This window comes from Methylobacterium gregans (genome assembly GCF_022179245.1).
Classification (GTDB): Bacteria; Pseudomonadota; Alphaproteobacteria; order Rhizobiales; family Beijerinckiaceae; genus Methylobacterium; species Methylobacterium gregans.
In genome coordinates this window covers 1-24,141 of sequence record NZ_BPQM01000090.1, presented here as the reverse complement: position 1 = coordinate 24,141, position 24,141 = coordinate 1, and the positions used below count along the sequence as shown (strand labels likewise).

18 protein-coding genes are annotated in these 24,141 nt (G+C 72.7%); 12 read left to right on the top strand and 6 right to left on the bottom strand.

What is annotated here, in order from left to right; all coding sequences use genetic code 11:
- The first annotated feature begins 79 nt into the window (after positions 1–79).
- The 6 genes from tsaE (at position 80) to MFF54_RS17610 (ending at position 10,980) form a co-directional block, all read left to right on the top strand.
- Positions 80–1,642: a tRNA (adenosine(37)-N6)-threonylcarbamoyltransferase complex ATPase subunit type 1 TsaE gene (gene tsaE / locus MFF54_RS17635; RefSeq protein WP_238304120.1), complete on the top strand. Its 1,563-nt coding sequence runs from the start codon at positions 80–82 to the stop codon at positions 1,640–1,642.
- A 41-nt stretch (positions 1,643–1,683) separates the two neighbouring features.
- Positions 1,684–2,418: a nucleotidyltransferase family protein gene (locus MFF54_RS17630; RefSeq protein WP_238304119.1), complete on the top strand. Its 735-nt coding sequence runs from the start codon at positions 1,684–1,686 to the stop codon at positions 2,416–2,418.
- 108 nt (positions 2,419–2,526) lie between these two features.
- The gene (gene addB / locus MFF54_RS17625; protein WP_238304118.1) at positions 2,527–5,673 is read left to right on the top strand and encodes a double-strand break repair protein AddB; all 3,147 of its coding nucleotides are present in this window, start codon (positions 2,527–2,529) and stop codon (positions 5,671–5,673) included.
- Positions 5,673–9,125, top strand: a complete 3,453-nt coding sequence (addA, locus tag MFF54_RS17620) for a double-strand break repair helicase AddA (RefSeq protein ID WP_238304117.1) — start codon at positions 5,673–5,675, stop codon at positions 9,123–9,125. The genes addB and addA overlap by 1 nt, the downstream gene beginning before the upstream one ends.
- A gap of 154 nt (positions 9,126–9,279) precedes the next feature.
- Entirely contained in the window at positions 9,280–10,206 is a 927-nt protein-coding gene (locus MFF54_RS17615) for an ABC transporter ATP-binding protein (protein ID WP_238304116.1), read from the top strand.
- 12 nt (positions 10,207–10,218) lie between these two features.
- A complete protein-coding gene (locus MFF54_RS17610; protein ID WP_109951029.1) occupies positions 10,219–10,980 on the top strand; it encodes an ABC transporter permease in 762 nt (253 codons plus the stop codon).
- A gap of 46 nt (positions 10,981–11,026) precedes the next feature.
- On the opposite strand, the gene MFF54_RS17605 is transcribed toward MFF54_RS17610, so the two are convergent.
- Positions 11,027–11,791 carry an alpha/beta fold hydrolase gene (locus tag MFF54_RS17605; protein WP_238304115.1) on the bottom strand — a complete coding sequence of 255 codons (765 nt, stop codon included), beginning with the start codon at positions 11,789–11,791 and terminating at the stop codon, positions 11,027–11,029.
- Between the two features lie 112 nt (positions 11,792–11,903).
- Between MFF54_RS17605 and MFF54_RS17600 the strand changes: the two genes are divergently transcribed.
- On the top strand, positions 11,904–12,731 hold the full coding sequence (locus tag MFF54_RS17600; RefSeq protein ID WP_238304114.1) for an FkbM family methyltransferase: 828 nt from the start codon (positions 11,904–11,906) through the stop codon (positions 12,729–12,731).
- Between the two features lie 36 nt (positions 12,732–12,767).
- Here MFF54_RS17600 and sfsA read toward each other — a convergent pair whose 3' ends face one another.
- Complete coding sequence (sfsA, locus tag MFF54_RS17595; protein WP_238304113.1) at positions 12,768–13,484, bottom strand: DNA/RNA nuclease SfsA; 717 nt, start codon at positions 13,482–13,484, stop codon at positions 12,768–12,770.
- Positions 13,485–13,575: 91 nt separating this feature from the next.
- Here sfsA and MFF54_RS17590 point away from each other — a divergent pair, with 91 nt between their 5' ends.
- Entirely contained in the window at positions 13,576–14,316 is a 741-nt protein-coding gene (locus MFF54_RS17590) for a competence/damage-inducible protein A (RefSeq protein ID WP_238304112.1), read from the top strand.
- A gap of 45 nt (positions 14,317–14,361) precedes the next feature.
- A complete protein-coding gene (locus tag MFF54_RS17585) occupies positions 14,362–15,219 on the top strand; it encodes a formate/nitrite transporter family protein (protein ID WP_238304111.1) in 858 nt (285 codons plus the stop codon).
- A 20-nt stretch (positions 15,220–15,239) separates the two neighbouring features.
- Here the strand turns inward: MFF54_RS17585 and MFF54_RS17580 are convergent, their stop codons facing one another.
- The 4 genes from MFF54_RS17580 to MFF54_RS17565 form a co-directional block, all read right to left on the bottom strand.
- Positions 15,240–16,421: a site-specific DNA-methyltransferase gene (locus tag MFF54_RS17580; protein WP_283206292.1), complete on the bottom strand. Its 1,182-nt coding sequence runs from the start codon at positions 16,419–16,421 to the stop codon at positions 15,240–15,242.
- A 345-nt stretch (positions 16,422–16,766) separates the two neighbouring features.
- On the bottom strand, positions 16,767–17,702 hold the full coding sequence (locus MFF54_RS17575) for a glycosyltransferase family 2 protein (protein WP_238304109.1): 936 nt from the start codon (positions 17,700–17,702) through the stop codon (positions 16,767–16,769).
- Between the two features lie 59 nt (positions 17,703–17,761).
- A complete protein-coding gene (locus tag MFF54_RS17570) occupies positions 17,762–19,573 on the bottom strand; it encodes an alpha/beta fold hydrolase (RefSeq protein WP_238304108.1) in 1,812 nt (603 codons plus the stop codon).
- Between the two features lie 170 nt (positions 19,574–19,743).
- Positions 19,744–20,571: a WecB/TagA/CpsF family glycosyltransferase gene (locus tag MFF54_RS17565; protein WP_238304107.1), complete on the bottom strand. Its 828-nt coding sequence runs from the start codon at positions 20,569–20,571 to the stop codon at positions 19,744–19,746.
- Positions 20,572–20,858: 287 nt separating this feature from the next.
- Between MFF54_RS17565 and MFF54_RS17560 the strand changes: the two genes are divergently transcribed.
- The 3 genes from MFF54_RS17560 to MFF54_RS17550 form a co-directional block, all read left to right on the top strand.
- Positions 20,859–22,226: a lipopolysaccharide biosynthesis protein gene (locus MFF54_RS17560; protein WP_238304106.1), complete on the top strand. Its 1,368-nt coding sequence runs from the start codon at positions 20,859–20,861 to the stop codon at positions 22,224–22,226.
- 4 nt (positions 22,227–22,230) lie between these two features.
- On the top strand, positions 22,231–23,253 hold the full coding sequence (locus tag MFF54_RS17555) for a glycoside hydrolase family 5 protein (protein ID WP_238304105.1): 1,023 nt from the start codon (positions 22,231–22,233) through the stop codon (positions 23,251–23,253).
- Positions 23,250–24,141 (top strand): glycosyltransferase family 4 protein (locus MFF54_RS17550; RefSeq protein WP_238304104.1); only part of this gene is annotated, 892 nt, incomplete at its 3' end. The genes MFF54_RS17555 and MFF54_RS17550, both read left to right, overlap by 4 nt.

Below are 24,141 nucleotides of genomic sequence, written 5' to 3'. Positions count from 1 at the left end.
ACGGCGGTCGGACGATCGGGGCATCGCGGCCGTGTCCGGAGCCCGGTACGGCGTGCGCGGGGACCGCGGAGGAGCGGGTTTGGACCAGGACGATCCGACTACGCACGAGGCTCCCGCCGAGGGCTCGAAGCCCTGGGAGATCGTGCTGCCCGAGGAGGGCGCGACCGAGGATCTCGGCCTGTTCCTCGCCGAGTTCCTGTTGCCGGGCGACATTGTCGCCCTGTCGGGGGGCTTGGGCGGCGGCAAGACCACGCTCGCCCGCGCCGTCATCCGGGAACTGACCGGCGATCCCGAACTCGAAGTGCCGAGCCCGACCTTTACGCTGGTCCAGCCCTATACGGGCCGGGACGGGCGGGCGATCGTGCACGCCGATCTCTACCGCCTGCGCGGCTCGGACGAACTCGTCGAGCTCGGCTTCGACGAAATGACCGAATCCGCCATCACCCTGGTCGAGTGGCCCGAGCAGCTGCCGCCCCGCGACGGGCCGGTGCTCACCGTCGATCTCTCGCTGCGGCCCGAGTTCGGCGAGGGCTCGCGCTTCGCTCGCATCGACGGGACGGGCGGCATGCGCGACCGCATCGAGCGGGCGCGGGCCGTGCGTGCACTGATGGTGCGCGCCGGCTGGGATCTCGCCGAGCGCGCCCACATGCAGGGCGACGCTTCCTCGCGCGCCTACCAGCGCCTGACCAATCCCGACGGCTCGACCGCCGTGCTGATGATCTCGCCCCCGCGCGCGGACGGGCCGCCGGTGCGCGACGGCAAGCCCTACAGCGCCATCGTGAAGCTCGCCGAGAGCGTGCACGCCTTCGTGGCCATGGACCGGGGCTTGCGGGCGCTCGGCTTCTCGGCGCCGCGCATCTACGGCGAGGATCTCGACGCGGGCCTCCTCATCCTCGAGGACCTCGGCGCCGAGCCGGTTGTGGACGCGAGCGGTCCCCGGCCCGAACGCTACGCCGAGGCGACGCGGCTCTTGGCCAAGCTCCACGCCACCGAGCTGCCCCCGGTGCTGCCGGTGGCCGCCGGCATCGAGCACCGCATCCCGAGCTACGACATCGAGGCGCTGCTCTTCGAGACCGAGCTGATGCCCGAGTGGTACGGCCCCGGCATCCGCGGCGTCGCGCTTTCGCCCGAGGCGAGAGCCGAGTTCCTCGACCTCTGGGCCGAGGCGCTGCAGGGCGCGATCCCCGCCCGCCCGACCTGGACGCTGCGCGACTACCACTCGCCGAACCTGATCTGGCTGCCCAACCGCGAGGGGCTGGAGCGCGTCGGACTGATCGACTTCCAGGACGCGGTGCTGGGCCACCCGGCCTACGATGTCGCCTCGCTGCTGCAGGACGCGCGGGTCGATGCCAGCGCCGAGTTCGAGCTGCGCCTGCTCGGCCTCTACGCCCGCGAGCGCCGCGCCCGCGAGCCCGGCTTCGACGTCACGGGCTTCGCCACCGCCTACGCCCTGCTGGCGGCCCAGCGCGCGACGAAGATCCTCGGCATCTTCGCGCGCCTCGACAAGCGCGACGGCAAGCCCGGCTACCTCGCCCACCTGCCGCGCATCGAGGGCTATCTCGCCCGCAACCTCGAGCACCCGGCGCTCGCGGGCTTGCGCGATTGGCACGCGCGGCACATGCCGGGCCTCGTCGCGCCGTAAGGCCCGCCTCGAACGCGAAGACCGCTTCCCAGGACCTCACCATGAGCGAGCCCCGCATCACCCGCGCCTTCGTCCTCGCCGCGGGCCTCGGCAAGCGCATGCGGCCGGTCACGGCGACCACCCCGAAGCCGCTCGTCGAGGTCGCCGGCAAGGCGCTGATCGACCACGCCCTCGACCGGGCGGCGGAGGCCGGCATCGATACGGCCGTGGTCAACGTCCACTACCTCGCCGACCTCGTGGAGGGGCACGTCGCGCAGCGCACGGACGGCCTGAAGATCCTGGTCTCCGACGAGCGCGAGACGCTGCTCGAGACCGGCGGCGGCGTGAAGAAGGCCCTCGATCTCGTGGGCGCGGCGCCCTTCGTGGTGATGAACTCCGACTCGTTCTGGCTGGAGGGGCCGACCCCGAACCTCGCCCGCCTGATCGAGCGCTGGCAGCCCGAGGCGATGGACCTCCTGCTCCTCGTGGCCCCCACCGCGACGAGCCTCGGCTACGAGGGCGCAGGCGACTTCGTGATGGCCCCGGACGGGCGCCTGGAGCGCCGCGGCGAGCGGGCGGTGGCGCCCTTCATCTACGCGGGCGTGGCGATCGTGAAGCCGGAGCTCTTCGCCGACACGCCGGACGGCGCCTTCTCGCTCAACCTCCTGTTCGACCGGGCGATCGCGCGCGAGCGCCTCTACGGCCTGCGCCTTGACGGGCAATGGCTCCATGTCGGCACCCCGGAGGCGATCCAGGCGGCCGAGGAGCGCGTGAAGGCGAGCGCGCGGCACCCCTGAACCGTCCGTCGCGATTGTGGAACGGACGCAGAACACGTAGATTCCGGATGCGCGCGGGGGCCCCCCCGCGCGCCCAGGCGCTGCCGAGCGGAACGCTTAAAGCCCCCGATGTCCGAGTCCCACATCTTCACCATCGGCCGCGGCGCCCCCTTCCTGCCGACGCTGGCCGACGCGCTGCTCGACGGGCGCCTCGTCGGCGATCTCGGGCGCGACCCGCTCGCGCTCGCGGGCGTGACCCTGTTCCTGCCAACCCGTCGGGCTACCCGGGGCTTAACCGCGATTCTCGGCGCTCGGCTCGGCGGAGCGGCGCTGCTTCCGCGCATGATCCCGCTCGGCGAGGCCGACGAGGCGGAGCTCGACCTCGCGGCCGAGCCGCTGCTGGAGAACGGGCCCGACCCCCTGAGCGCGCCGATGCCGCCCCTGGAGCGGCGCCTGATCCTCGCCCGCCTCGTCCAGGCCTGGGCGGCGACCGTCGACCGCAAGCTCCTGCCGCTCGACGCCGAGGTGCCGTTCCTCGTGCCCTCCTCGCCCGCCGACGCGGTCGGGCTCGCGGCCGATCTCGAGCGTCTGATGGACGCGCTCACCGTCGAGGGCCTGCCCTGGTCGGAGATCGGCAGCGCCGTGGAGGCCGAGTACTCGCGCTATTTCGGGCTCACCCTCGATTTCGTGCGCATCGCCGCCGAGTTCTGGCCCGGCATCCTCGACGAGCGCGGCATGAGCGACCCCGTCTCGCGCGCCCGCGGCCTCGTGCTCGCCGAGGCCAAGCGCCTCGCCCGCGAGCGGCCGGCCGACCCGGTCGTCGTCGCGGGCTCGACAGGCTCGGTGCCGGCGACCACGAAGCTCATCGCCGCGGTGGCGGGCCTGCCCCGCGGCGCCGTGGTGCTGCCGGGCCTCGACCGCGACCTCGATGCGGCCGGCTGGGAGGCGATCGAGACGGGTACGGCTGAGGACCGCGAGATCGCCCACGGCCACCCGCAGGCGGTGCTGCACCGGCTCCTCGGCCGGCAGGGCCTGAACGTCGCGCGCGGGGCGGTCGTCGAGCTCGGCCGGCCGGACCCGGAATCCGCGGCGCGCGCCGCGATGCTGTCCGAGGCTCTGCGCCCGGCCGAGACCACCGATGCCTGGGCCCGCCTCGACCCGGCCGAGCGCGACCGGACAGCCGCGCTCGGCCTCGCCCATCTCTGCGTGGTCGAGGCGGCCGACGAGCGCGAGGAGGCGCTCGCCGCCGCGATCGCGCTGCGCGAGACGCTCGAAGTCCCCGGCGCCACCGCGGCTCTCGTCACGCCGGACCGCGGACTCGCCGCCCGGGTCGCCCAGGAACTCGCCCGCTGGGGCATCGTCGCGGAGGACAGCGCCGGGGTGCCGCTCGCCCGCAGCCCGGCGGGACGCCTCGCGCGGCTCGCCGCGGAGCTCGCCGCCGACCTCCTGCGCGCCCAGGGCGACGCGATTCCCGCGCGCCTGCTGGCGCTCCTGGCCCATCCGCTCGTGCTGCTCGGGATGCCCCGCGCCGACGTGGTGCGCGGCGCCGCCGCCCTGGAGATCGGCGTCCTGCGCGGGCCGGCGCCGAGGCCCGGCTTCGACGGGATCCGGCAGGCGCTCGCGGCCGAGCGCGCCGGGGCGCCCGAGCGTCAGCCCCGGGCCAAGCGCCGCCTGAAAGAGATCGACTGGGAACTCGCCGCCGCGCTCCTCGATCGGCTGGAGCTCGCCTTCGCGGAGTTTCCCGGACCGGGCGAGGCCGCCGACTGCAACCTCGTCGCGCTGGCGGGCCGCCATCGCGCCGCCTGCGACGGGCTGACAGCCGCGCCCGAGGACGCGCTCGAGACGGCCTGCGCCTCGCTGAACTGCCTCGACGCCCTGTTCGACGACCTCGAACTGACCGACCCGGAACTGCTGCCCGGCCGCTTCGACGACTACCCGGCCTTCTTCACCGCGCTCGCGGGCGAGCGGATGGTGCCCTGTGCAGGGGCAGCCCCGCACCCGCGCCTGCGCGTCCTCGGCCTCTTGGAGGCGCGCCTGCTGACGGCCGACCGGATCGTGCTCGGCGGCCTCGACGAGGGCGTCTGGCCGATGCGGGCGACGACCGACGCCTTCCTCAACCGGCCGATGCGCGAGCGCGTCGGCCTCGACCCGCCCGAGCGCCGCATCGGCCAGATGGCGCACGACTTCGTGCAGGGTCTGGGACCCCGCGACGCGATCATCACCCGCGCGGCCAAGCGCGAGGGCGCGCCGACCGTGCCCTCGCGGCTCCTCCAGCGCGTGCGCGCCTTCGCCGGCGAGGCGCTCTGGGGCGAGGCGGTGGGGCGGGGGCGACGCTTCCTCGGCTACGTCGCCGCGATTGACACCCTGCCGCCGCAGCCGCGCCTCGCCCAGCCGAAGCCGCGGCCGGACCCGGCCCTGTTCCCGCGCTCGCTCAGCGTCACCGAGGTCGAGACCCTGGTGCGCGACCCCTACAGCATCTTCGCCCGCCACGTGCTCGGGCTCGACCCGCTCGATCCGCTGGCCGCCCAGCCGGGCGCCAGCGACCGCGGCTCGATCGTGCACGACATCTTCGCCCGCTTCTCCGCGCGCTTCCCCGAGGGGCTTCCGGCCTTCGACGTCGCGGTCGAGTATCTCGACAGCGTGGCCTACGAGGCCTTCGCGCCGATCATCGACACCTACCCGGAGCTCTACGCCGAGTGGTGGCCGCGCTACGAGCGCATGGCGAACGCCTACCTGCCCTGGGAGGTCGAGCGGCGCGCGGGGCTGCGCCAAGTCCATCCCGAGATCTACGGCCGCTGGGAGATCCCGATGGGCCGGGAGACCTTCACGCTGCGCGCCCGGGCCGACCGGATCGAGCGCCGGGCGGACGGCAGCGCCTGCATCGTCGACTTCAAGACCGGCCTGCCGCCGAGCAACCGCGAGGTCTTCGCCGGCTTCTCGCCGCAGCTCACCCTGGAGGCCGCCATGCTGATGGCGGGCGCCTTCAAGGGCTTCCCGCCGACCAAATCCGCGCCGGACCTGCTCTACGTCTACGCTTCGGGCGGGCGCAAAGCCTTCACGCCGCTGCCGGTGAAGACGCCCCGCGGCGAGACCCGCGGCGTGCCCGAGATCGTGGAGGAGCACGCCGCGCGCCTGCGCGGGCTCGTCGCCCGCTTCATGACCGGCGAGGCGGCCTACGTCTCGCGGCCCTACCCGAAATACGCGCGCGCCTACGGGGCCTACGACCACCTCGCGCGGGTGCTCGAATGGTCGCTCGCGGGGGAGGCGGAGGCCTGATGAACGCCCAAGCACCCACGCTGCACCGCCTCGTCGTCGACGCGCTCACCGAGGCCAACCAGCGCCGCGCGGCGGACCCGCGCGCCTCCGCCTGGGTCTCGGCCAATGCGGGTGCGGGCAAGACCAAGGTGCTCACCGACCGGGTGGTGCGGCTCCTCCTCGACGGGGCGGCGCCGGGGCGGATCCTATGCCTCACCTTCACCAAGGCGGCCGCCGCCAACATGTCGATCCGGGTGTTCCAGCGGCTGGGACGCTGGGTGACGCTGGACGACGCGGCTCTGGGCGAGGAACTGGAGCGCCTGACCGGCGAGCGCGCCTCTCGCGAGCGGCTGGACGCGGCGCGCCGCCTCTTCGCCCGCGCGGTCGAGACGCCGGGCGGCCTGAAGATCGAGACCCTGCACGCGCTCTGCGAGCGCCTGCTGCACATGTTCCCCTTCGAGGCGAACGTGCCGGCCCGCTTCGTCGTGCTCGACGACACCCAGTCCCGCGAGGCCTTCGAGGTCGAGACCGCCAACGTGCTGGCCGACGCGGTGGCGGGCAACCCGGCTCTGAGCGAGGCGCTGGCCCGCGTCGCCCCGGAGGCGACGGGCGACGCGCTGCGCCGGGCGATCCGCGGCGCGATGGCGGCCCGCGCGGTTCTCGGCGACACGGCCGGGCTCGAAGCGCGCTTCGAGCGCCTGCACCGGGCGCTCGGGCTGGCGCCCGGCGAGACCGACGAGAGTCTGGAAGCCGCGATCCTCGACGGCTGCGCCGCCGACCTCTCCGAACTGATCGCGGGCCTGCGCACCGGCGCCAAGACCGACGAGGGGCTGGCCGACGCGCTCACCGCCGCCCGCGCCGCCCGCGAGACGGAAGGCGCGCTCGACCTCTACCGCGCGATCTTCTTCACCGAGAAGGACGCACCTAAGGCCGACCGCAGCCTCGGCACCAAGGCGGTGCCCGAGCCGGTGCGCGCCGCGATGCTGGCCGAGCGCGACCGGCTCGTGCCGCTCTTCGACCGCTTGCGCGCCGCGCGCGCGCACGGGCGCACCCGCTCCCTGTTCGTGCTCGCCACCGAGATCCACCGCCGCGTCGAGGCCCAGAAGGCCCGGCTCGGCGCGCTCGACTTCGACGACCTGATCCACAAGACCCTCGACCTCCTGCAGCGGGTCGGCGCCGGCTGGGTGCTGTACAAGCTTGACCGCGGCGTCGACCACGTGCTGATCGACGAGGCGCAGGACACCAACCCGCAGCAATGGGAGATCCTGCGCCGGATCACCGCGGAGTTCGCCGTGGGGGAGGGGGCGCGCGCCCTCAACCGCACCCGCTTCGCGGTGGGCGACCCGAAGCAGTCGATCTACAGCTTTCAAGGAGCCGACCCCCGCGAGTTCGCCGCGACCCGGCTCGCCTGGGTGGGTGAGGCGCGGAGCGCCGACCTCGTCTTCGAGGACGTGCCGCTGACGCTCTCCTTCCGCTCGACCCGCGCGGTGCTGCGGGCGGTCGACGCGGTCTTCGCGGTCCCCGAGCACTACAGCGGCCTCGCCTTCGGCGACGCGGCGGTCGGTACCGTGCACGCGAGCGCCCGGCCTTCCGCCCCCGGGGCCGTCGAGCTCTGGCCGATCGCCGAGCCCGCCGAGGAGGCGGAGCCCGACGCCTGGGCCGCCCCCGTCGACGCGCCGGAGGCGGGCGCGCCCGCGCTGCTCACCGCCCGCCGCATCGCCCGCGCGGTCCGCACCTGGACGACGACCGGCGATGCGCAGGGGCGCGTCTGGCGGCCGGGCGAGATCCTGGTGCTGGTGCGCAAGCGCGGCGCCGCCTTCGAGGAGGTGATCCGGGCGCTCAAGGGCCTCGGCGTGCCGGTGGCGGGGCAGGACCGGCTGGATGTCGCCGCCCATATCGCGGTCGCCGACCTCGTGGCGGTCGGTCGCGCCGGGCTGCTGCCCGCCGACGACCTGACGCTCGCGGTGGCGCTGAAGACCCCGCTCGTCGGGCTCGACGACGACGACCTCGTGCGCATCGCCGCCCGGCGCGACCTCGCCGAGACCCTGGAGGACGCGCTCCACCGCCACGCGGAGGCCGGCGACCCGGCCGCGGTCCGCGGGCGCGAGGCGCTGGCCTCATGGATCGCGCTCGCCGGCACCGAGGGGCCGTTCGGCTTCTACGCGACGCTGCTCGGGCCCCGCGGCGGGCGGGCCAAGCTCGTCGCCCGCCTGGGCGGCGAGGCGGGCGACGCCATCGACGTGTTCCTGGCCGCCGCCGCCCAGGCCGAGCAGGGGCTCGACGCACCCTCCCTCGGCGGGTTCCTGGCCCGCTACCACGGCTCGGCGGAGGGCCACACGGTCAAGCGCGACATGGAATCGGGCCGCGACGAGGTCCGGGTGATGACCGTGCACGGCGCCAAGGGCCTGGAGGCGCCGGTCGTGGTCGTGATCGACGGCTGCGAGCCGCTCGGGCGCAACGACCCGCCGCTGCTGCCGATGGCGGAGGAGGAGGCGCTTCCGCCGGTCTGGTCGGGCGCGCGCACGCACGACTGCGCCGCCCTCGCCCAAGCCCGCGCCGCCCTCCAGGCCCGGGGCCGCGAGGAGCACAACCGCCTGCTCTACGTGGCGATGACGCGCGCCGCCGACCGGCTCGTGGTCGCGCCCTATCGCGGTCACGAGCGGGAGACCGAGGCCGCGTGGTGCCGGATGATCCGGGCCGGGCTGGAGCAGGCGCTCGGCGAGGGCGAGGCGCGCGAGACGCCCTACGGTGCGATCACGCTCTGGCACGACGGCGATGCGGCGGACACCGTATCCCCCGCGAGCCCGCCCGCGCCCGAGCCGTCTCCGGTCCCCGCCTGGCTGCACGCACCGGCCCCGGCGGAGGCCGAGGCGCCCCCGCCGCTCAGCCCCTCCGGCGCCATGCAGGCGGCCGACGGCCAGCGCCTGATCCCGCCGCGGCAGGCCGACGCTGAGGCGCGCCGCCGCGGCATCCTGATCCACGCCCTGCTGGAGCACCTGCCCCGGCTGGATGCGGCCAAGCGCCTGGCCGCGGCCCGTAGCTACGTGGGCGCCCGCGCCCCGGCGCTCCCCGAGCCGCAGCGGGAGCGCATCGTGCGCGCGGCGCTCCGGGTGATCGAGGATCCCGGCCTCGCGCCGCTCTTCGCGCCCGAGGCGCGGGCGGAGGTGAGTTTGTCGGGCCGGGTCGTGGTCGGAGGCGTCGAGCGGCCGGTCTTCGGCCGGGTCGACCGGCTCGCGGTCGCGGACGGCACGGTCTGGCTCTGCGACTTCAAGACCGGCCGCCCGCCCGAGGGCGACGCCCTGCCGGAGGCCGATGCCGGGCAGATCGCGCTCTACGCGAGCCTGCTCGCCCGGATCTACCCGGGCCACGCGATCCGGCCGCATCTGGTCTGGACCTCGGGGCCGGTGATCCGCGCGCTCGGGCCGGCGGAGGTCGCGGCGGCGCTGGCGGCGGTCGGCCTCGCCCCGGCCTAGGGCCGGTCGGACGGACACCGCGTGAGAGAATAATCCCGCCCCCGATGTGCCGTTCGGCACGCGGCGGACCGTGCGGTGAGCTGATCACCGGCCCCGCGGTCGCCACCGGGGCGGGCCTGCGCTACCTCGGCGCCGACCAGAAGCCGTGAGCGCGATGCCGCCGATTCTCCAGATCCAGAACCTCCAGAAGACCTACGCCTCCGGCCTCTCCGCCCTCGCGGACGTGAACCTGGAGATCGCCCGCGGCGAGATCTTCGCCCTGCTCGGGCCGAACGGCGCGGGCAAGTCGACGCTGATCAACATCATCTGCGGCATCGTCACGCCGAGCGGGGGCACGATCACGGTGGACGGGCACGACATCGCCCGCGACTACCGGCAGGCGCGCGCCACGATCGGGCTCGTGCCGCAGGAGCTGACCACCGACGCCTTCGAGACCGTGATCAAGACGGTGAGCTTCACCCGAGGCCTGTTCGGGCTGAGGCGCGACCCGGCCCATATCGAGCGCGTGCTGCGCGATCTCTCGCTCTGGGAGAAGCGCGACAGCCGGATGATGCAGCTCTCGGGCGGGATGAAGCGGCGGGTGCTGATCGCCAAGGCGCTCTCCCACGAGCCGCGCCTGCTCTTCCTCGACGAGCCCACCGCCGGCGTCGACGTGGAGCTGCGCCAGGACATGTGGCGGCTGGTCCGCCGCCTGCGCGACCAGGGCGTCACGGTGATCCTGACGACGCACTACATCGAGGAGGCCGAGGAGATGGCCGACCGGATCGGCGTGATCCGGAAGGGCCGCATCATCCTGGTCGAGGAGAAGGCCGAGCTGATGCGCAAGCTCGGCCGCAAACAGCTCACTCTCCAACTCGCCGAGCCGCTCTCCGCCCTGCCGCCGGCGCTCATCGATCGCGGCCTCGAACTCGGGTCCGAGGGGCGCGAACTCGTCTACACCTACGACAGCCAGGCCGAGCGCACCGGCATCACCCGGCTCCTCAACGACCTGACGCAGGCCGGGCTCAGCTTCACCGATCTCCAGACACGGCAGAGCTCGCTGGAGGACATCTTCGTCGGGCTGATGCGGGAGCGCGCCTGAATCATGAGCCGAATGAACTGGCCCGCCGTGCGGGCGATCTACGTCTTCGAGATGCACCGCTTCCTGCGCACCGCGACGCAGAGCATCCTGGCACCGGTCATCTCGACCTCGCTCTACTTCGTGGTCTTCGGCGCGGCGATCGGCGCGCGCATGAACACGGTCGACGGCGTGCCCTACGGCCTGTTCATCGTGCCGGGCCTGATGATGCTCTCGCTCTTGACGCAGAGCATCACCAACGCCTCCTTCGGCATCTACTTCCCGCGCTTCGCCGGCACGATCTACGAGATCCTCTCGGCGCCGATCTCGCCGGTGGAAGTGGTGCTGGGCTATGTGGGCGCGGCGGCCTCGAAGGCGATCATCATCGCGCTGATCATCCTGGCGACGGCCGCGCTCTTCGTGCCGCTGCGGGTCGAGCACCCGTTCTGGATGCTGGCCTTCCTGCTGCTGACGGCGGTCACCTTCAGCCTCTTCGGCTTCGTGATCGGCCTCTGGGCGGACGGGTTCGAGCGGCTGCAGATGGTCCCGCTCCTCATCATCACGCCGCTGACCTTCCTCGGCGGCAGCTTCTACGCCATCGAGATGCTGCCGCCCTTCTGGCAGACGGTGAGTCTGGCCAACCCGGTCGTCTACCTGATCAGCGGCTTCCGCTGGAGCTTCTTCGGCCGGGCCGACATCGGCATCGCGGCGAGCCTCGGCATGACGATGCTGTTCCTCGTCCTCTGCCTCGGAGCGGTGACCTACATCTTCCGCACGGGCTACCGGCTGAAGAGCTGAGCGCGTCCTCAACCCTCCCCCGCAGAGGGGGGAGGGAGCGTGGCGGCTAAGCCCGCGCCGCCAGGAACGCCAGCACGCCCTCGCGGTGCTCCTTGGCGCCCACCGCGGTGCTGTGGTCGCGGCCCTGGATCTCCAGCGCGCGGGCGTCCGGCAGCAGGGCGGCCAGCGCCGGACCCGACCCCGAGACCGTGTCGAGCGTGCCGGTCGAGACCAGCACCGGCACCTCGATCTGCGCGACCTCCGCCCGCGAGAGCGTTTGGCGCGAGCCCCGCATGCAGGCGGCGAGCGCCCGCAGGTCGCTGCGGGTCTGCTCGGCGAAGGTGCGGAAGGCGGCGGCCGTCGGGTTCGGGGCCGGTGTGCCCGCGGGTGCCTCCAGCGCCTCCGCGATGCCGTCGGGCAGGCCGCGGCCCTCGACGAGGTGGAGACCCAGGCCCCCGAGGAGCGCCGAGCGCACCCGCGCCCGGTGGTCGAGCGCCAGGAAGGCGGTGATGCGCGCCCCCATCGAGTAGCCCATCACGTCGGCCCGCTCGATGCCGAGATGGTCGAGGAGGCGCACCGCGTCGCCGGCCATCTGGTCGGAGCCGTAGAGGGCCGGATCGTAGAGCTTCTCGCTCTCGCCGTGGCCGCGGTTGTCGAGCGCGATCGCCCGGTAGCCGGCCTGGGTGAGCGTGCGCACCCAGAGCGTGTTGACCCAGTTCACCGCGTGGTTCGAGGCGAAGCCGTGGATCAGCAGCACGGGGGCGCCGGTCCCGCTCTCCGGCGGCACGTCGATATAGGCGATCCGTACGCCGTCCGAATCGAAGCTCTGCATCCTGGCCCGCGTCCTCTCAACCTCTCGTCGGGCCGGCTTAGAACGGCACGGGCCGAGGCTGCAACGCGGGGATGCTTGCGGCCGGGCGGTTCGGCTGTCATCACGCCGCGCGATGAAAGACGCCTCTCCCTACGGCACCTACGCCCCGACCGGCCTCGTGGCGGCCATCGCCCGGCGCACCGCCAGCATCCCGGCCGGGAGCTGGGGCGGGCGCCGCCTCGCGCTGTTCCTGCGCCGCTTCGCCATCTCGCTGCTGCGCGGACGTCCCCTCGACGTCGAGCGCTACGGCGCGCGCATGCGGCTGCACCCCTACAACAACAACTGCGAGAAGAAGGTGCTCTTCACCCCGCAGTTCTTCGACCCCGCGGAGCGGGCGGTCCTGCGCGAGCGTCTGACCCCCGGCTGCGTCTTCCTCGACATCGGCGCCAATATCGGCGCCTACGCGCTCTTCGTGGCGGCCTTCGCGGGGCCTGCCGCCCGCATCGTCGCGGTGGAGCCGCAACCCGACGTGTTCGACCGGCTGAGCTACAACATCGCCCAGAACCCGTTCCACACGGTGAAGGCGGTGGCCTGCGCGGTGGCCGACAAGGCGGGCGAGCTGACCCTGTTCATCGACCCGCGCAACCGCGGCGAATCGAGCCTGAAGATCGTGGGCACCAACGAGGGCGCGCAGATCCGGGTGCCCGCCGTCACGCTGCTCGACCTCGTGCGCGCCGAGGGGCTGGAGCGCATCGACGCGGTGAAGCTCGACGTCGAGGGCGCCGAGGACCTGATCCTGGAGCCGTTCCTGCGCGAGGCCCCGGCGGCCCTGCTGCCCCGGCTGCTGCTGGTCGAGAACGGCACCGACCAGTGGCAGCTCGATCTGCCGAAGCTCCTGGAGGGTCACGGCTACCGCGAGCTGACCCGCACGCGGCTCAACCTCGTGTTCGAGCGGGCGTAACGCTCCCTCCCCCGCAGAGGGGGAGGGGGAGCCGTGTCAGGGCGGCGTCACCACCGGGATCGGCTCGGCGACGCGCACGCCCTCGGGGCCGACCGCACAGCGATAGGCATGGGTCTCGACGCCCGCGGCGCGGGCCTCGCGAAACGCCCGGTCGAAGGCCGGATCGAGGTCGCGGGCGACGTCGAAGGCGTCCGCCGCCATCTGCACCACCACGATCACCAGGGCGCGCCCGCCCGCCGCCACGACGTCCGCCAGTTCGCGCATGTGCCGGGCGCTGCGGGCGGCGACGCAGTCGGGAAACTCGGCGAGGCCGGCCGTGCGCATCAGGTGGCAGTTCTTCACCTCGACATGGGCGAGGGGCTGGCCGGGACCCGTGGCCACGAAATCGACCCGGCTCGCGCGGCCGTAGCGCACCTCCGGCCGCAGCGCGTCGTAGCCCGCGAGCGGCGCGAGCAGGCGATCGCGAAAGGCCTCGGCGACGAGGTGGTTGGGCCGCGCGGTGTTGATGCCGACCCATTGCGGGCCGCCCGGCAGATCCGCCTCCACCAACTCCCAGGAATGGCGGAGCTTGCGCGCCGGGTTGTCGGAGACGGAGAGCAAGGCGCGGGCGCCCGGCACGGCCAGCCCCAGCATCGCGCCCGGATTGGCACAGTGCGCGGTGATCTCGGTTCCGTCGGAAAGCGCGATGTCGGCCAGGAAACGCTTGTAGCGCCGCACCAGCCGGCCCTCGACGAGGGAGGAGGGGAACTGCATCCGTCCCGCTTACGGCGCCCGCAGCCCCGCGGGAAGGCCGTGGCCGTCCCGGCCCCGCGCGCTATCTGCGGCGGATCATCCCGAGGGCCGCATGAGCACAGAGTCGGACGCCGTCACCGCCGCAATCCTCGTCATCGGCGACGAGATCCTGTCGGGGCGCACCAAGGACAAGAACATCGGCACCATCGCCGACTACCTCACCGCCATCGGCATCGATCTTCGCGAGGTGCGCATCGTGCCCGATGTCGGGTCCGCGATCGTCGAGGCCGTGAACGCGCTTCGCGCCCGCTACACCTATCTGTTCACCACCGGCGGCATCGGGCCGACCCACGACGACATCACGGCCGATTGCGTGGCCGATGCCTTCGGCGTCGGCATCGACGTCGACCCGCGGGCGCGGGCGATGCTCTTGGAGCGGCACAAGCCCGAGGACCTGAACGCGGCGCGGCTGCGCATGGCCCGGATCCCGGCGGGCGCCGACCTGATCCCAAACCCCATCTCGAAGGCGCCGGGCTTCCGGATCGGCAACGTCTTCGTCATGGCGGGCGTGCCGTCCATCATGCAGGCGATGCTCGATCAGATCGGGCCGGGGCTGGCCCGCGGCGCGCCGGTCCTGTCCGAGACGATCGAGGCGCGCGGGCTGCCGGAGGGCACCTATGCGGGCCGCCTCGGCGAGATCGCGGGCCGGCATCCGGGCGTGTCGATCGGCTCCTACCCGTCGATGACGCAGGGCGGCTTCCAGAACCGCATCGTGGTCCGAACCAAGGACGCGGCGGCGCTCGCTGCGGCGCGGGCGGAGATCGAGGCGCTGGTGGCCGAACTTTCCGCCTGACGCGCACCTTTCCTGACACGAGCGTCGGTTGAGCGGGGAGGACCCATGAGCGAGCGGGACGGGGACGCGGGCGCGGACGAGCGCGAGGCGCTCGACGCGACCGTCCGCTCGATCGGCCGGCCCGACGCCTACATCCTGCACGAGGTCATCCGCCGCAACGGCGATCAGGAGCTGCGCCGGCACGGCGGCGCACTGTTCCTCTCGGCCTTCTCGGCGGGGCTGAGCATCGCCCTGTCGATGATCGTCCCGGGCGCGCTGAAGGCGCACCTGCCCGCCGCCGAATGGGCCAAGGCCCTGAGCAGCATGGGCTACGCGGTCGGCTTCCTGGTGGTGATCCTGGGCCGGCAGCAGCTGTTCACCGAGAACACCATCACGCCGGTCCTGCCGCTGCTGCACGACCGCACGCCAAAGACCGCGTGGCGCTTGGCTCGCCTCTGGGCGATCGTGCTCGCCGGCAACATCCTGGCGACCGCGGCCGTGGCGGCGGTGATCGCCTACGCGGGCGCCTTCCCGCCCGAGTTGCACGCCGCCTTCGCGGAGATCAGCCACCTCACCATCGCGTTCGACTTCTGGCCGACCTGCGTCAAGGCGATCTTCGCCGGCTGGATCATCGCGCTGATGGTCTGGATCCTGCCCGCGACCGGCACGGCGGCGACGCTCGTCATCGTCCTGATGACGTGGCTCGTCGCGCTCTGCGGCTTGGAGCACATCGTGGCGGGCTCGGTCGAGGCCTTCTACCTCGTGATGACGGGCGCCGCCTCGCTGCACGACTACGCGTTCCGCTTCTTCGTGCCGACGCTCCTCGGCAACGTCTTCGGCGGCGTCGCCCTGGTGGCGGTCCTCAACTTCGGGCAGGTCGCGCCCGAGGTCGAGGAGGGCAAGGAGGCGGACGGGAAGGCGTGAGGCGGGCCCAGCCTGCCCGCTCAGCCGGCCATCGCCGCCCGCATCTTCTCGCGGAAGGTGTCGATCACCACCGGGCGCCCGTTCCGCTCGGCGTGCCAGAAGGTCCAGCCGTTGCAGGCCGGCAGGCCCTGTACCAGCGCGCCGATCTTGTGGATCGAGCCCGCGACCGGGCCGACGCCGAGCTGGCCGTCCGGCCGTACCGTCGCCTTGAAGCGGCGGCGCTCGTCGGTCAGCGTCTCGCCGGGCCGGATGTGCCCCGCCTCGATCACGCTGAGGAAGGGCACCCGCGGCTCGGCGCGCTTGGCCGGCGCCACCATCAGCGCCGCCTGCGAGAGCGGCGTCACGGCGGCGATGCGCGCGCGCGCGGCCTCGGCGTAGCTCTCCTCCCGCTCGATGCCGATGAAGCGGCGCCCGAGGCGCTTGGCCACCGCACCCGTGGTGCCGGTGCCGAAGAACGGGTCGAGCACCACGTCGCCCGGATTGGTCGAGGAGAGAAGCGTGCGGGCGAGCAGGGCCTCCGGCTTCTGCGTCGGGTGCAGCTTCTGACCGTCCTGGTCCTTCAGGCGCTCCTCGCCCGTGCAGAGCGGGATGAACCAGTCCGAGCGCATCTGGAGGTCCTCGTTGCCCCCCTTCAGCGCCTCGTAATGGAAGGTGTAGCCCTTCGATTCGGCCGAGCGAGAAGCCCAGATCAGCGTCTCGTGGGCGTTGGTGAAGCGTTTTCCCCGGAAGTTCGGCATCGGGTTGGCCTTGCGCCAGACGATGTCGTTCAGGATCCAGTAACCGAGATCCTGCAACGCGCTCCCGACCCGGAAGATGTTGTGGTACGACCCGATCACCCAGAGGGTCGCGTTCGGCTTCATCACCCGGCGGCAGGCGGCGAGCCAGTCCCGCGTGAAGGTGTCGTAGGCGGCGAACGTATCGAACTTGTCCCAGTCGTCGTCGACCGCGTCGACACGGCTCTGGTCGGGCCTGAGAAGGCCGGCCGTGCCGAGCTGGAGATTGTAGGGCGGGTCCGCGAAGACGCAGTCGACGGAGGACGCCGGCAGGGCGTTCATCCGGGCGATGCAGTCGCCGATGAGAACCTCGTCGAGGGGTAGGCGCTGGGCGGGTACGAGACCCATCCGTGGCGCCGGCGTCCGCCCGGTACGCGAGACCTGTTTCCGGGCGGGTGCGCCAGCGACCACGGTACGCGGGGAAGCCATGGCAAACACCGGTTACGCGACTGACCGGGGGACCATGCGTCCGGTACGGTAAAGGTCGGGTTTGCCGCGCTTGCGATCCGTGTCCCGATATGGGGCTGCAGATTTTGCCGGGTGCCCGAGCAACGCGGTCCGTCATCGGATCCTTTGCTTTGCGGCGTCTTGCTTGATGTCGCCTTGTATCTTTCCCAAGCGCGCCGCGACCGGGATACAGAAGCTCGGGATGTTGTCCGCTCGGGGTTTTGCAACCTCGGGAAGTTGTCCTGGACCGCTGACTCGCGCGCCTCGGCCAGCACGAAGTTGCGGCGACGAGACCCCCGCGACGAGATCTCGACGCCCGCGCCTCGCTCAGCCGCCCCGCGTCACGCCGGCCCGGAACCGCCAGGACGGCGCGCCGCCCGGCACGCGGCCCGCCGAGCCGGGAAGGGCCGCGAAGAACCCCGCGGCGGTCCCGACGGCCCAGAGGGCCTTGTCGAGCGCCGTGCGCGCATCGCCGCGCAGCAGGGCGCGCGCGCCGCTCGCCGTGAAGCGCGCCAGGCGGAGCCCGAGATAGGGCAGGCCGTAGCGGTGCAGGCGCAGCACTCGCCCGAAACCGCGCGCGTAGTCGGACGCGCGCTTGTGGCGGCCCTGGTTCCCGACCTGATCGTGATGCACCGTGAGGGCGTGCCGGAAGATGACGGCGCGATCCTGCCGCAGGATGCGGAGCAGGAAGTCGGTCTCCTCGCCGGAGCGGAACGGTGTCGCGGCGCCGACGCCGAGCGTCTCGTCGAACCCGCCGACCGCCTCGGCCGCCGTGCGCCGGACGAACAGGGTGTTCGAGTTGCCGGCCGACCAGACGTTGCGCCGGCCGATCGCCTGATCGGATTTCAGGAAGGCGCCGAGCGATTCGCGGCCTTGCGCGTCGATCGTGCGCCCCATGAGCGCGTCCGCCTCGGGATGCTGCGCGAACAGCCGGACCACCTCCTCCACCAGAGTGGGGCGGTACCAGCAATCGTCGTCCGGAAAGGCGACGAGGGGCGCCCGGCATCGGGCGAGCCCGACATTGCGCGCGCGCGACAGGCCGGGCAGCGAGCGCACATGGTCGATCCGCAGGCGCCCGCGGTGGCGCGCCACGATGTCGTCGAGCACGCCGGGCTCGTTCTGGTCCACGAGCACCACCTCGAAATCACCCACGCTCTGGCTCTCGAGCGAGGCGAACAGGCGGGCGAGCTGCGCCGAGCGGCCGCGGGTGCAGACCAGCAGGGAAAGCTGCGGCGGTGCGAGGGGTTCGGGATCGGAGTGCATGGTCGATCGGCCGTGCTTCGGGGAGGGGAGGGGGCCCGATGTCCGGGCGAGGCGCCGGGCTAGGGCAGGGTCTCGGACGGGCGCAGCAGCAGCCCGTTCGGTTCGCGCGCGGGCACCGCTCGGAGGCGGGCCGGGGCGGCCCCGGCCCGGTCCGCTCGCGCGGCATCGTGCGCGACCTCCTGAACGATCGTGAGGAGGCGGTCGTGATCGGCAGGGCGGCTCAGGTTGTGGTCCGCCCCGTCGAGGAGCGCCACAGGGTAGCCGAGCCGTCGCCCGACCCGCGTGGACGCGCCGAGATGGGCCCGCAGCGTCGCCAGACCCGGATCGTCGGCGCTGTACACCATGGCGATCCGCGCGCCGCGCCGGCGCAGCCGCGCCACCCGGCGGCCGGTGCTCTCGCCGACCAAGACCAGCCGGGACAGGCGCGCGATACAGCGGCCGAGGAGGGCCGACCCGTCGCGCCGGATCGCGCCCGCTACCTGAGCGAGGCGGATCTCGCCGCTCAGGATCCGCTGCCAGGAGCCTCGCTGGCGCGCGCGTGCGAGGTAGCCCTGGCCGTGACGGAACGTGTCGCGCACCATCGTCTCGATGTCGGTGCCGGGCTTCAGGTCGAAGCAGTACAGGTTCACCAGCACCGCCGCGCGCAGGCGCTCGTCCGCGCAGAGTGCGTTGAAGGCCAGATAGGCGCCGCTGCAGGTTCCCAGGATCACCACGGGCCCATCCTGCACCTCCGCGAGATGGTCGAGCGCCGCGCGCACGTCCGTCACGGCATCGGGGGCGTAGAAGGGCGAGCGGTCGTCGTCGCGGTCGGCGCTGTCGCCGATCCCCCGGGGATCGAAGCGCAGGGAGGCGATGCCGGTCGCAGCGAGTCTCCGGGCGAGCGCGGTCGTCTGCCGGCCGTAGCCCGAGCGCGCGTTCAGCCCGGAATTGACCACGATCACGGTCGGGGTGCCCGGCTGCCGGGTCTCCGGCCGGCACAGCACGCCGACCAGGCCGGAGCCGAATGCCTGCACGCTCTCGCGCCAGCCTGTCCCGGCGAGCGTCCCGGCCGGGGCCGGCCGCCGGCACGGGGCAGGGCTGGGCGCCGCGCCCGCGGCGGCGAAGGCGCACACCGCCTCGAAGGTGCGCTCCGGATAGGGCGCGAAGAGCGGGTCCGAGACGAGCGGGGCCAGCTCGGGGAAGGCGCCGGTGGTCACGGCGGCGCCCAGGGTGCGGTACCGATCGGCGAGCGCCGCCGTCTTCGGCCCCAGCAGCAGGATCTCGGGCGCCGGCGCACGCGCGGTCGTGGCGAGGTCGAGCGCCCCCAGCGCGGCGATGGTGGCGGGATCGAGCTGGAACCCGCCGAGCGAGAGCGCGCCGGGCTCCTGCGGCAGCGGCGTCCCGTCGGGCAAGCGGTCGATCAGGCGCGCCTGCAGCGTCATCTCCCGCAGGTAGGCCTGGCCGCTCACGAAGGGGGCGAGCAGGACCAGACGGTCGACGCCGCCCGCCTCGGCCGCACGGGCGGCCAGGGTCGCGCCGAGGCGCAGGCCCACGAGCACGATCTCCTCCGCTCCCGCCTCCGCGCGCAGGAAGCGGATGCCCCGGTCGATGGCGGCGAGCGCCTCCGTCACACGGTCGGGCCCGGCATGCTCGCCGGAATCGCCTTCGCCCGCGTAGTCGAAGCGCAAGGTCGGGCAGCCGGCGCCCGCGATCCGCGCGGCGAGGCGTCCCCAGGCACGATAGGCGTTGAGTTGCTCGATTCCGAAAGTGCCGCACAGGAGCACCCCGCGTCCGCTCGAGCCGGGGGTAAACCAGCCGAACAGGTCGCCCAGGAGGACCGGCTGCGCCGAGAGCGTCGTCACAGCCGCCGGATCCGTGCGATCGACCAGCATCCGCGCATCTCCGTCCTTCCTGTCCTGCCTGGGTCGGGCGCCGTGTCCCGTTCTCTCTGAAGGATCCGCCGCGCGCGCATGCGATTCGCTTAAAGCCGGCCGTTCCGGGCCCGATCGATGCCAAGCAAATTCCGGCAGGGTGAACGGAGTCTCGCCGGATCCCCGTGCCGTCACGGGGCGGGAGAGGTGGCCTCGCCGGCCGCGACGATCGTCCGGCCCCGCACCAGCGCCGCGATCCGGAGCCGGACGATCAGGCCGAGGAACAGCCCCAGCTCGACCGTGTAGCGGCGCCCGAGGCGGCGCGGCTCCCGCATCAGCCGGTAGAGCCATTCGAGCCGCAGGAGCCGGACGGGGGCGGGCGCCCGCACCGCGATGCCGGCCGTGTAGTCGATGAGCGCTCCCACGCCCATCAGGATCCGCGCGTCGATGCGGTGCGCGTTCTCGGCGATGAAGGTTTCCTGGTCCGGGTTGCCCAGAGCGACCAGCAGGATGTCGGGGGCGACCGCGTTGATCTCGGCGATCACCGTCTCGACCTCGCCGGCCGCGAAGTAGCCGTGGCGGGTGCCGACCACCCGGTGCTGCGGGTAGCGCAGGGCGATGTTGCGTGCCGCCGCCTCGGCAACGCCCGGGCGGGCACCGAGGAGGAACAGGGTCCGTTCCCGCGTCTCGCCTCCGAGCAGGGCCGGGACGAGGTCGGTGCCGTTCAGGTTCTCGCGAAAGGAGCGGCCGCGGAACAGGAGCGAGCACAGGTCGAGCCCCACACCGTCGTTGAGGAGCACGAGCTTCTTCAGGGCCGCCGCGTAGCTCGCCGAGCAGAGCGCCTTCAGCAGCATGTTGGCGTTGCAGAAGCCGAGCGCGACCTGTCGTCCATCGTCCATGGCACTGCGCAGATGTTCGAACACGGCGATGCGCGGCATGTCGCAGACCGCGACCGCGTCGATCTCGAAGCGGTCGCAGGACCAGGCGCGTGCGCCCGGATCGGTCGGGGACTCGGACATGGGGTACTCCGGCGGCGGCCTGCCCAGAATCTGGGGCAGCTGATCTCGGCAAATATAACGATGTGCCGGCCCGCGGGATGTACGCGTGGATGTGGGGAAGATGATTAATATTCACTGTGGTTAACGGCGTAATAGCTCAATTTGCAGGTGTGTCGGAACCGTGAATGGATGCCCCGCTTGTCCGGGAGGCCTGTTAATCCCCCGCTAGCCCGCTGCGTGATAGCCGATCCTCAATTGGCGGCTGTCGCGCCACCACCCCACACCCGCCAGAGAGGCGCGGCGTCCCGATGCACAACCTCGTCGCAATGATCCGGCGCTCGGCGCTGTCAGGCCCGTTCGCTACCGCCTTCGTCACGCGCTTCGGTAGCGCGGTCCTCGGCTTCCTCACGCTGCTCGCGGCGAGCCGGCTGCTCAGCACCTACGAGTACGGCGTCTACGTCTTCCTGTTCTCGATCGGCAGCGGCGTCGGCCTCGTCGCCGTGCTTGGACAGCACAATCTCCTGCTGAAGCACTACCGCATGGACGGCGCGTCGGCGGCGGCCAACGGCGTGCTCGTGCGCCACAACCTCGTCTGGCTCGGCCTCGCGCTGGCGCTTCTCCTGGGGACGGGATCGGTGCTCATCCTGGCGGAACGGAGCCTGCCCGACCCCTACGACCGCCTCCATCTCGCCTTCGCGTTCGCGGCCGTATTCGCGGTCAGCGAGTACCTGCAGAACTTCTTCCGCATCCATCGCCGCTTCGCCCTGGCGCTGCTGCCGCGGGAGATCATCTGGCGGGGCGGCTGCGCGGTGATGCTCTATCTCGGCTCCCTCGCCGGCGTCCTCTACGGCGCGACCGAGGCGATGGAACTGGTCCTCGCCCTCTTCATCGCCGCAACCGCCTTCCAGCTCGTCCACCTCGTCCGCCTGCACGGCGCCGACATACGGCCGGGTCGGCCGGGTGCCGCGCCGGCCGAGCAGGGCGCTGAACGGACGGCCTGGCGTTCCCAGAGCCTGTTCTTCACCGCCAATAACGGCCTGCACGCGCTCTCGCTCTACCTGGAGACCGTGATCATCGGGGCGGTACTCGGCATGGAGGAGGCGGCCTTCTACTTCGTCGCCCTGCGCTACGCGACGCTGCTGCTGCTGCCGGTCGCGGCCATCGACACGGTCGGCCTGCCGATGATCGCCGCACGGATCCAGGCCGCGGACTGGCCGGGGGTGCAGCGGCTCGTCGCGCGCCTCTCGTTCGCCAGCTTCCTGATCTCCGTCGCGGGCGCGCTCGCCATGCTGGTGGTCGGCCCCTACGCGCTGGCCCTGTTCAAGCCGGATTTCGTCGCGCATATCGACGTGCTCTCGGTGCTCTGCCTCTCCTCGGTCGTGGGGGCCTTCTTCGGCCCGGGCGTGTCGCTGCTGATGATCGGCGGGGGGGAGCGCTTCCTGCTCGTCAGCAACGCAGTGCTGTTCGGCGCCTACGGCCTCCTGCTCTGCGGCCTCGCCGACATCCTGGGCATGCTCGGGGTCGCGGTCGCGAGCCTCGTCGTGACCCTGAGCTACAACCTGGTGGTGGTCTTCTGGGTGCGACAGCGCTGGGGCGTCGACAACATGGCGACTGCTATCCTGCGGCCGTCGACCGGAGCGGCCGGAGGCCTTGTGCCCCGTCATGCGGCGGGCTGAGGCGGTGCCGCGTTCTGCAGCGCTCTGCCTCGCCCTCGCACTCGCTCTGGCGGGTGTGCCGGCCCGTGCCGCGGCGCCCGCTTGCCTGCGCGGGGTCAACCTGAGCGGACCGGAATTCGGCACCGTGCCAGGCCGCTACGGCACCGACTACGCCTATCCGTCGGCGCAGACGATCGCCCGCTTCGGCGCCCTCGGTCTCACGGGCGTGCGGCTGCCGGTGCGCTGGGAGCGCCTACAGCCCCGGCTCGGCGAGCCCCTCGACGCGGCGGAGCTGCTGCGGCTCGACGCGGCGGTGGTCGCGGCCAAGCTCGCCGGCATGCGCACGGTGATCGACCTCCACAACTTCGCTTATTACGGGACCGACCGCATCGGCACGGGGCCGGCGACCGACGCCGCCTTGGCGGATGTCTGGCGCCGGCTCGCCATGCATTTCCGCAGCGAGCCGTTCGTCGCCTTCGGGCTGATGAACGAGCCCAACGACATTCCGGTCGCGGACTGGCTGCCCGCGGCGAACGCCGCGGTCGCAGCGATCCGCGAGGCCGGCGCGCGCCAGCTCGTGCTGGTGCCGGGCACCCTCTGGACGGGCGTGCACAGCTGGGAGTCCGACACACCGCTCGGCAACAACGCCCGAACGATGCTGGGTCTCGTCGATCCGGGCGAGAACGTCGCCTACGACGTGCATCAGTATCTCGACGCGGACTTCTCGGGCACCGCGGCCGCCTGCCCGCGCGGTGCCGACGCCCTGCGCGCCGTCGAGCGTCTGACCGGCTGGCTCGCGCAGAACCGGGCCCGCGCCTATCTCGGCGAGATCGGGGCTTCCGCGCAGGCCGGCTGCCCCGAGCACCTCGCCGCCATCCTGGCGCATGTGAACGCCCATCCCGAGCAATGGGTCGGCTGGGCCGCCTGGGGCGCGGGCGACTGGTGGCCGCCGGCCTACCATTTCAGGCTGGAGCCGGGCACAGGCCCGGTCACCGCGGTGATCCAGGCCGCCGCCCGTGCGGCGCCGCGCTGCGGGGGGCGCCCGTGACCGACCGCCTCGCCATCCTGCACGTCGTCCGCCAGTTCCTGCCGAACCGCGGCGGGCTGGAGGATTTCGTCGCCAACCTCGCGCGCGAGCAGGTGCGCCTCGGCCACGATGTCCGCGTGCTGACCCTCGATCGCCTGTTCTCGGAACCGGGTCTGCGGCTCGCGGCCCGGGAGACGATCGACGGCATCGCGGTCGAGCGCATCCCCTTCCGAGGCTCGTCGCGCTATCCCCTGGCGCCGGGCTTCCTCGGCCGGCTGAAGGGCGCCGACATCGTCCACGTTCACGCGATCGACTTCTTCTTCGACGCGCTCGCCCTCACCAAGCCGCTGCACCGCCGGCCGCTCGTCGCCACCACCCATGGGGGCTTCTTCCACACGCACGCCCATGCCCGGCTGAAGCGGCTGTGGTTCTTCGGGCCGACCCGCGTCTCGGCCCGCGCCTACGGCGCCGTCGTCGGCTGTAGCGACAGCGACGCGCGCCAGTTCGCGGCGATCGTGCCCCAGGGCGTGCCGGTGATCGAGAACGGCGTTGATCTGGCGAAGTTCGCGGGCGCGGCGAGCCCTGTCCCGCGCCGCACGCTGCTGACGCTGGGCCGCTTCTCGCACAACAAGCGCCTCGACCGGCTGATCGCGCTGATGGGCGCGCTCCGCGCGGAGGAGGCCGGCTGGCAGCTCCGGATCGTCGGCGTGCCCTCGGACCTCTCCGTCGCGGATCTCGCGTCGCAGATCGATGCGGCCGGCCTCGGCGGGGCGGTCAGCGTCCACGCGGGGCTCGACGCCGCCGGAGTCCGGGCCCTGATCGGCGAGGCCAGCCTGTTCGTCTCGGCCTCCGAGTACGAGGGCTTCGGCATCGCGCTCATCGCCTCGATCAGCGCGATGCCGAAGCCCT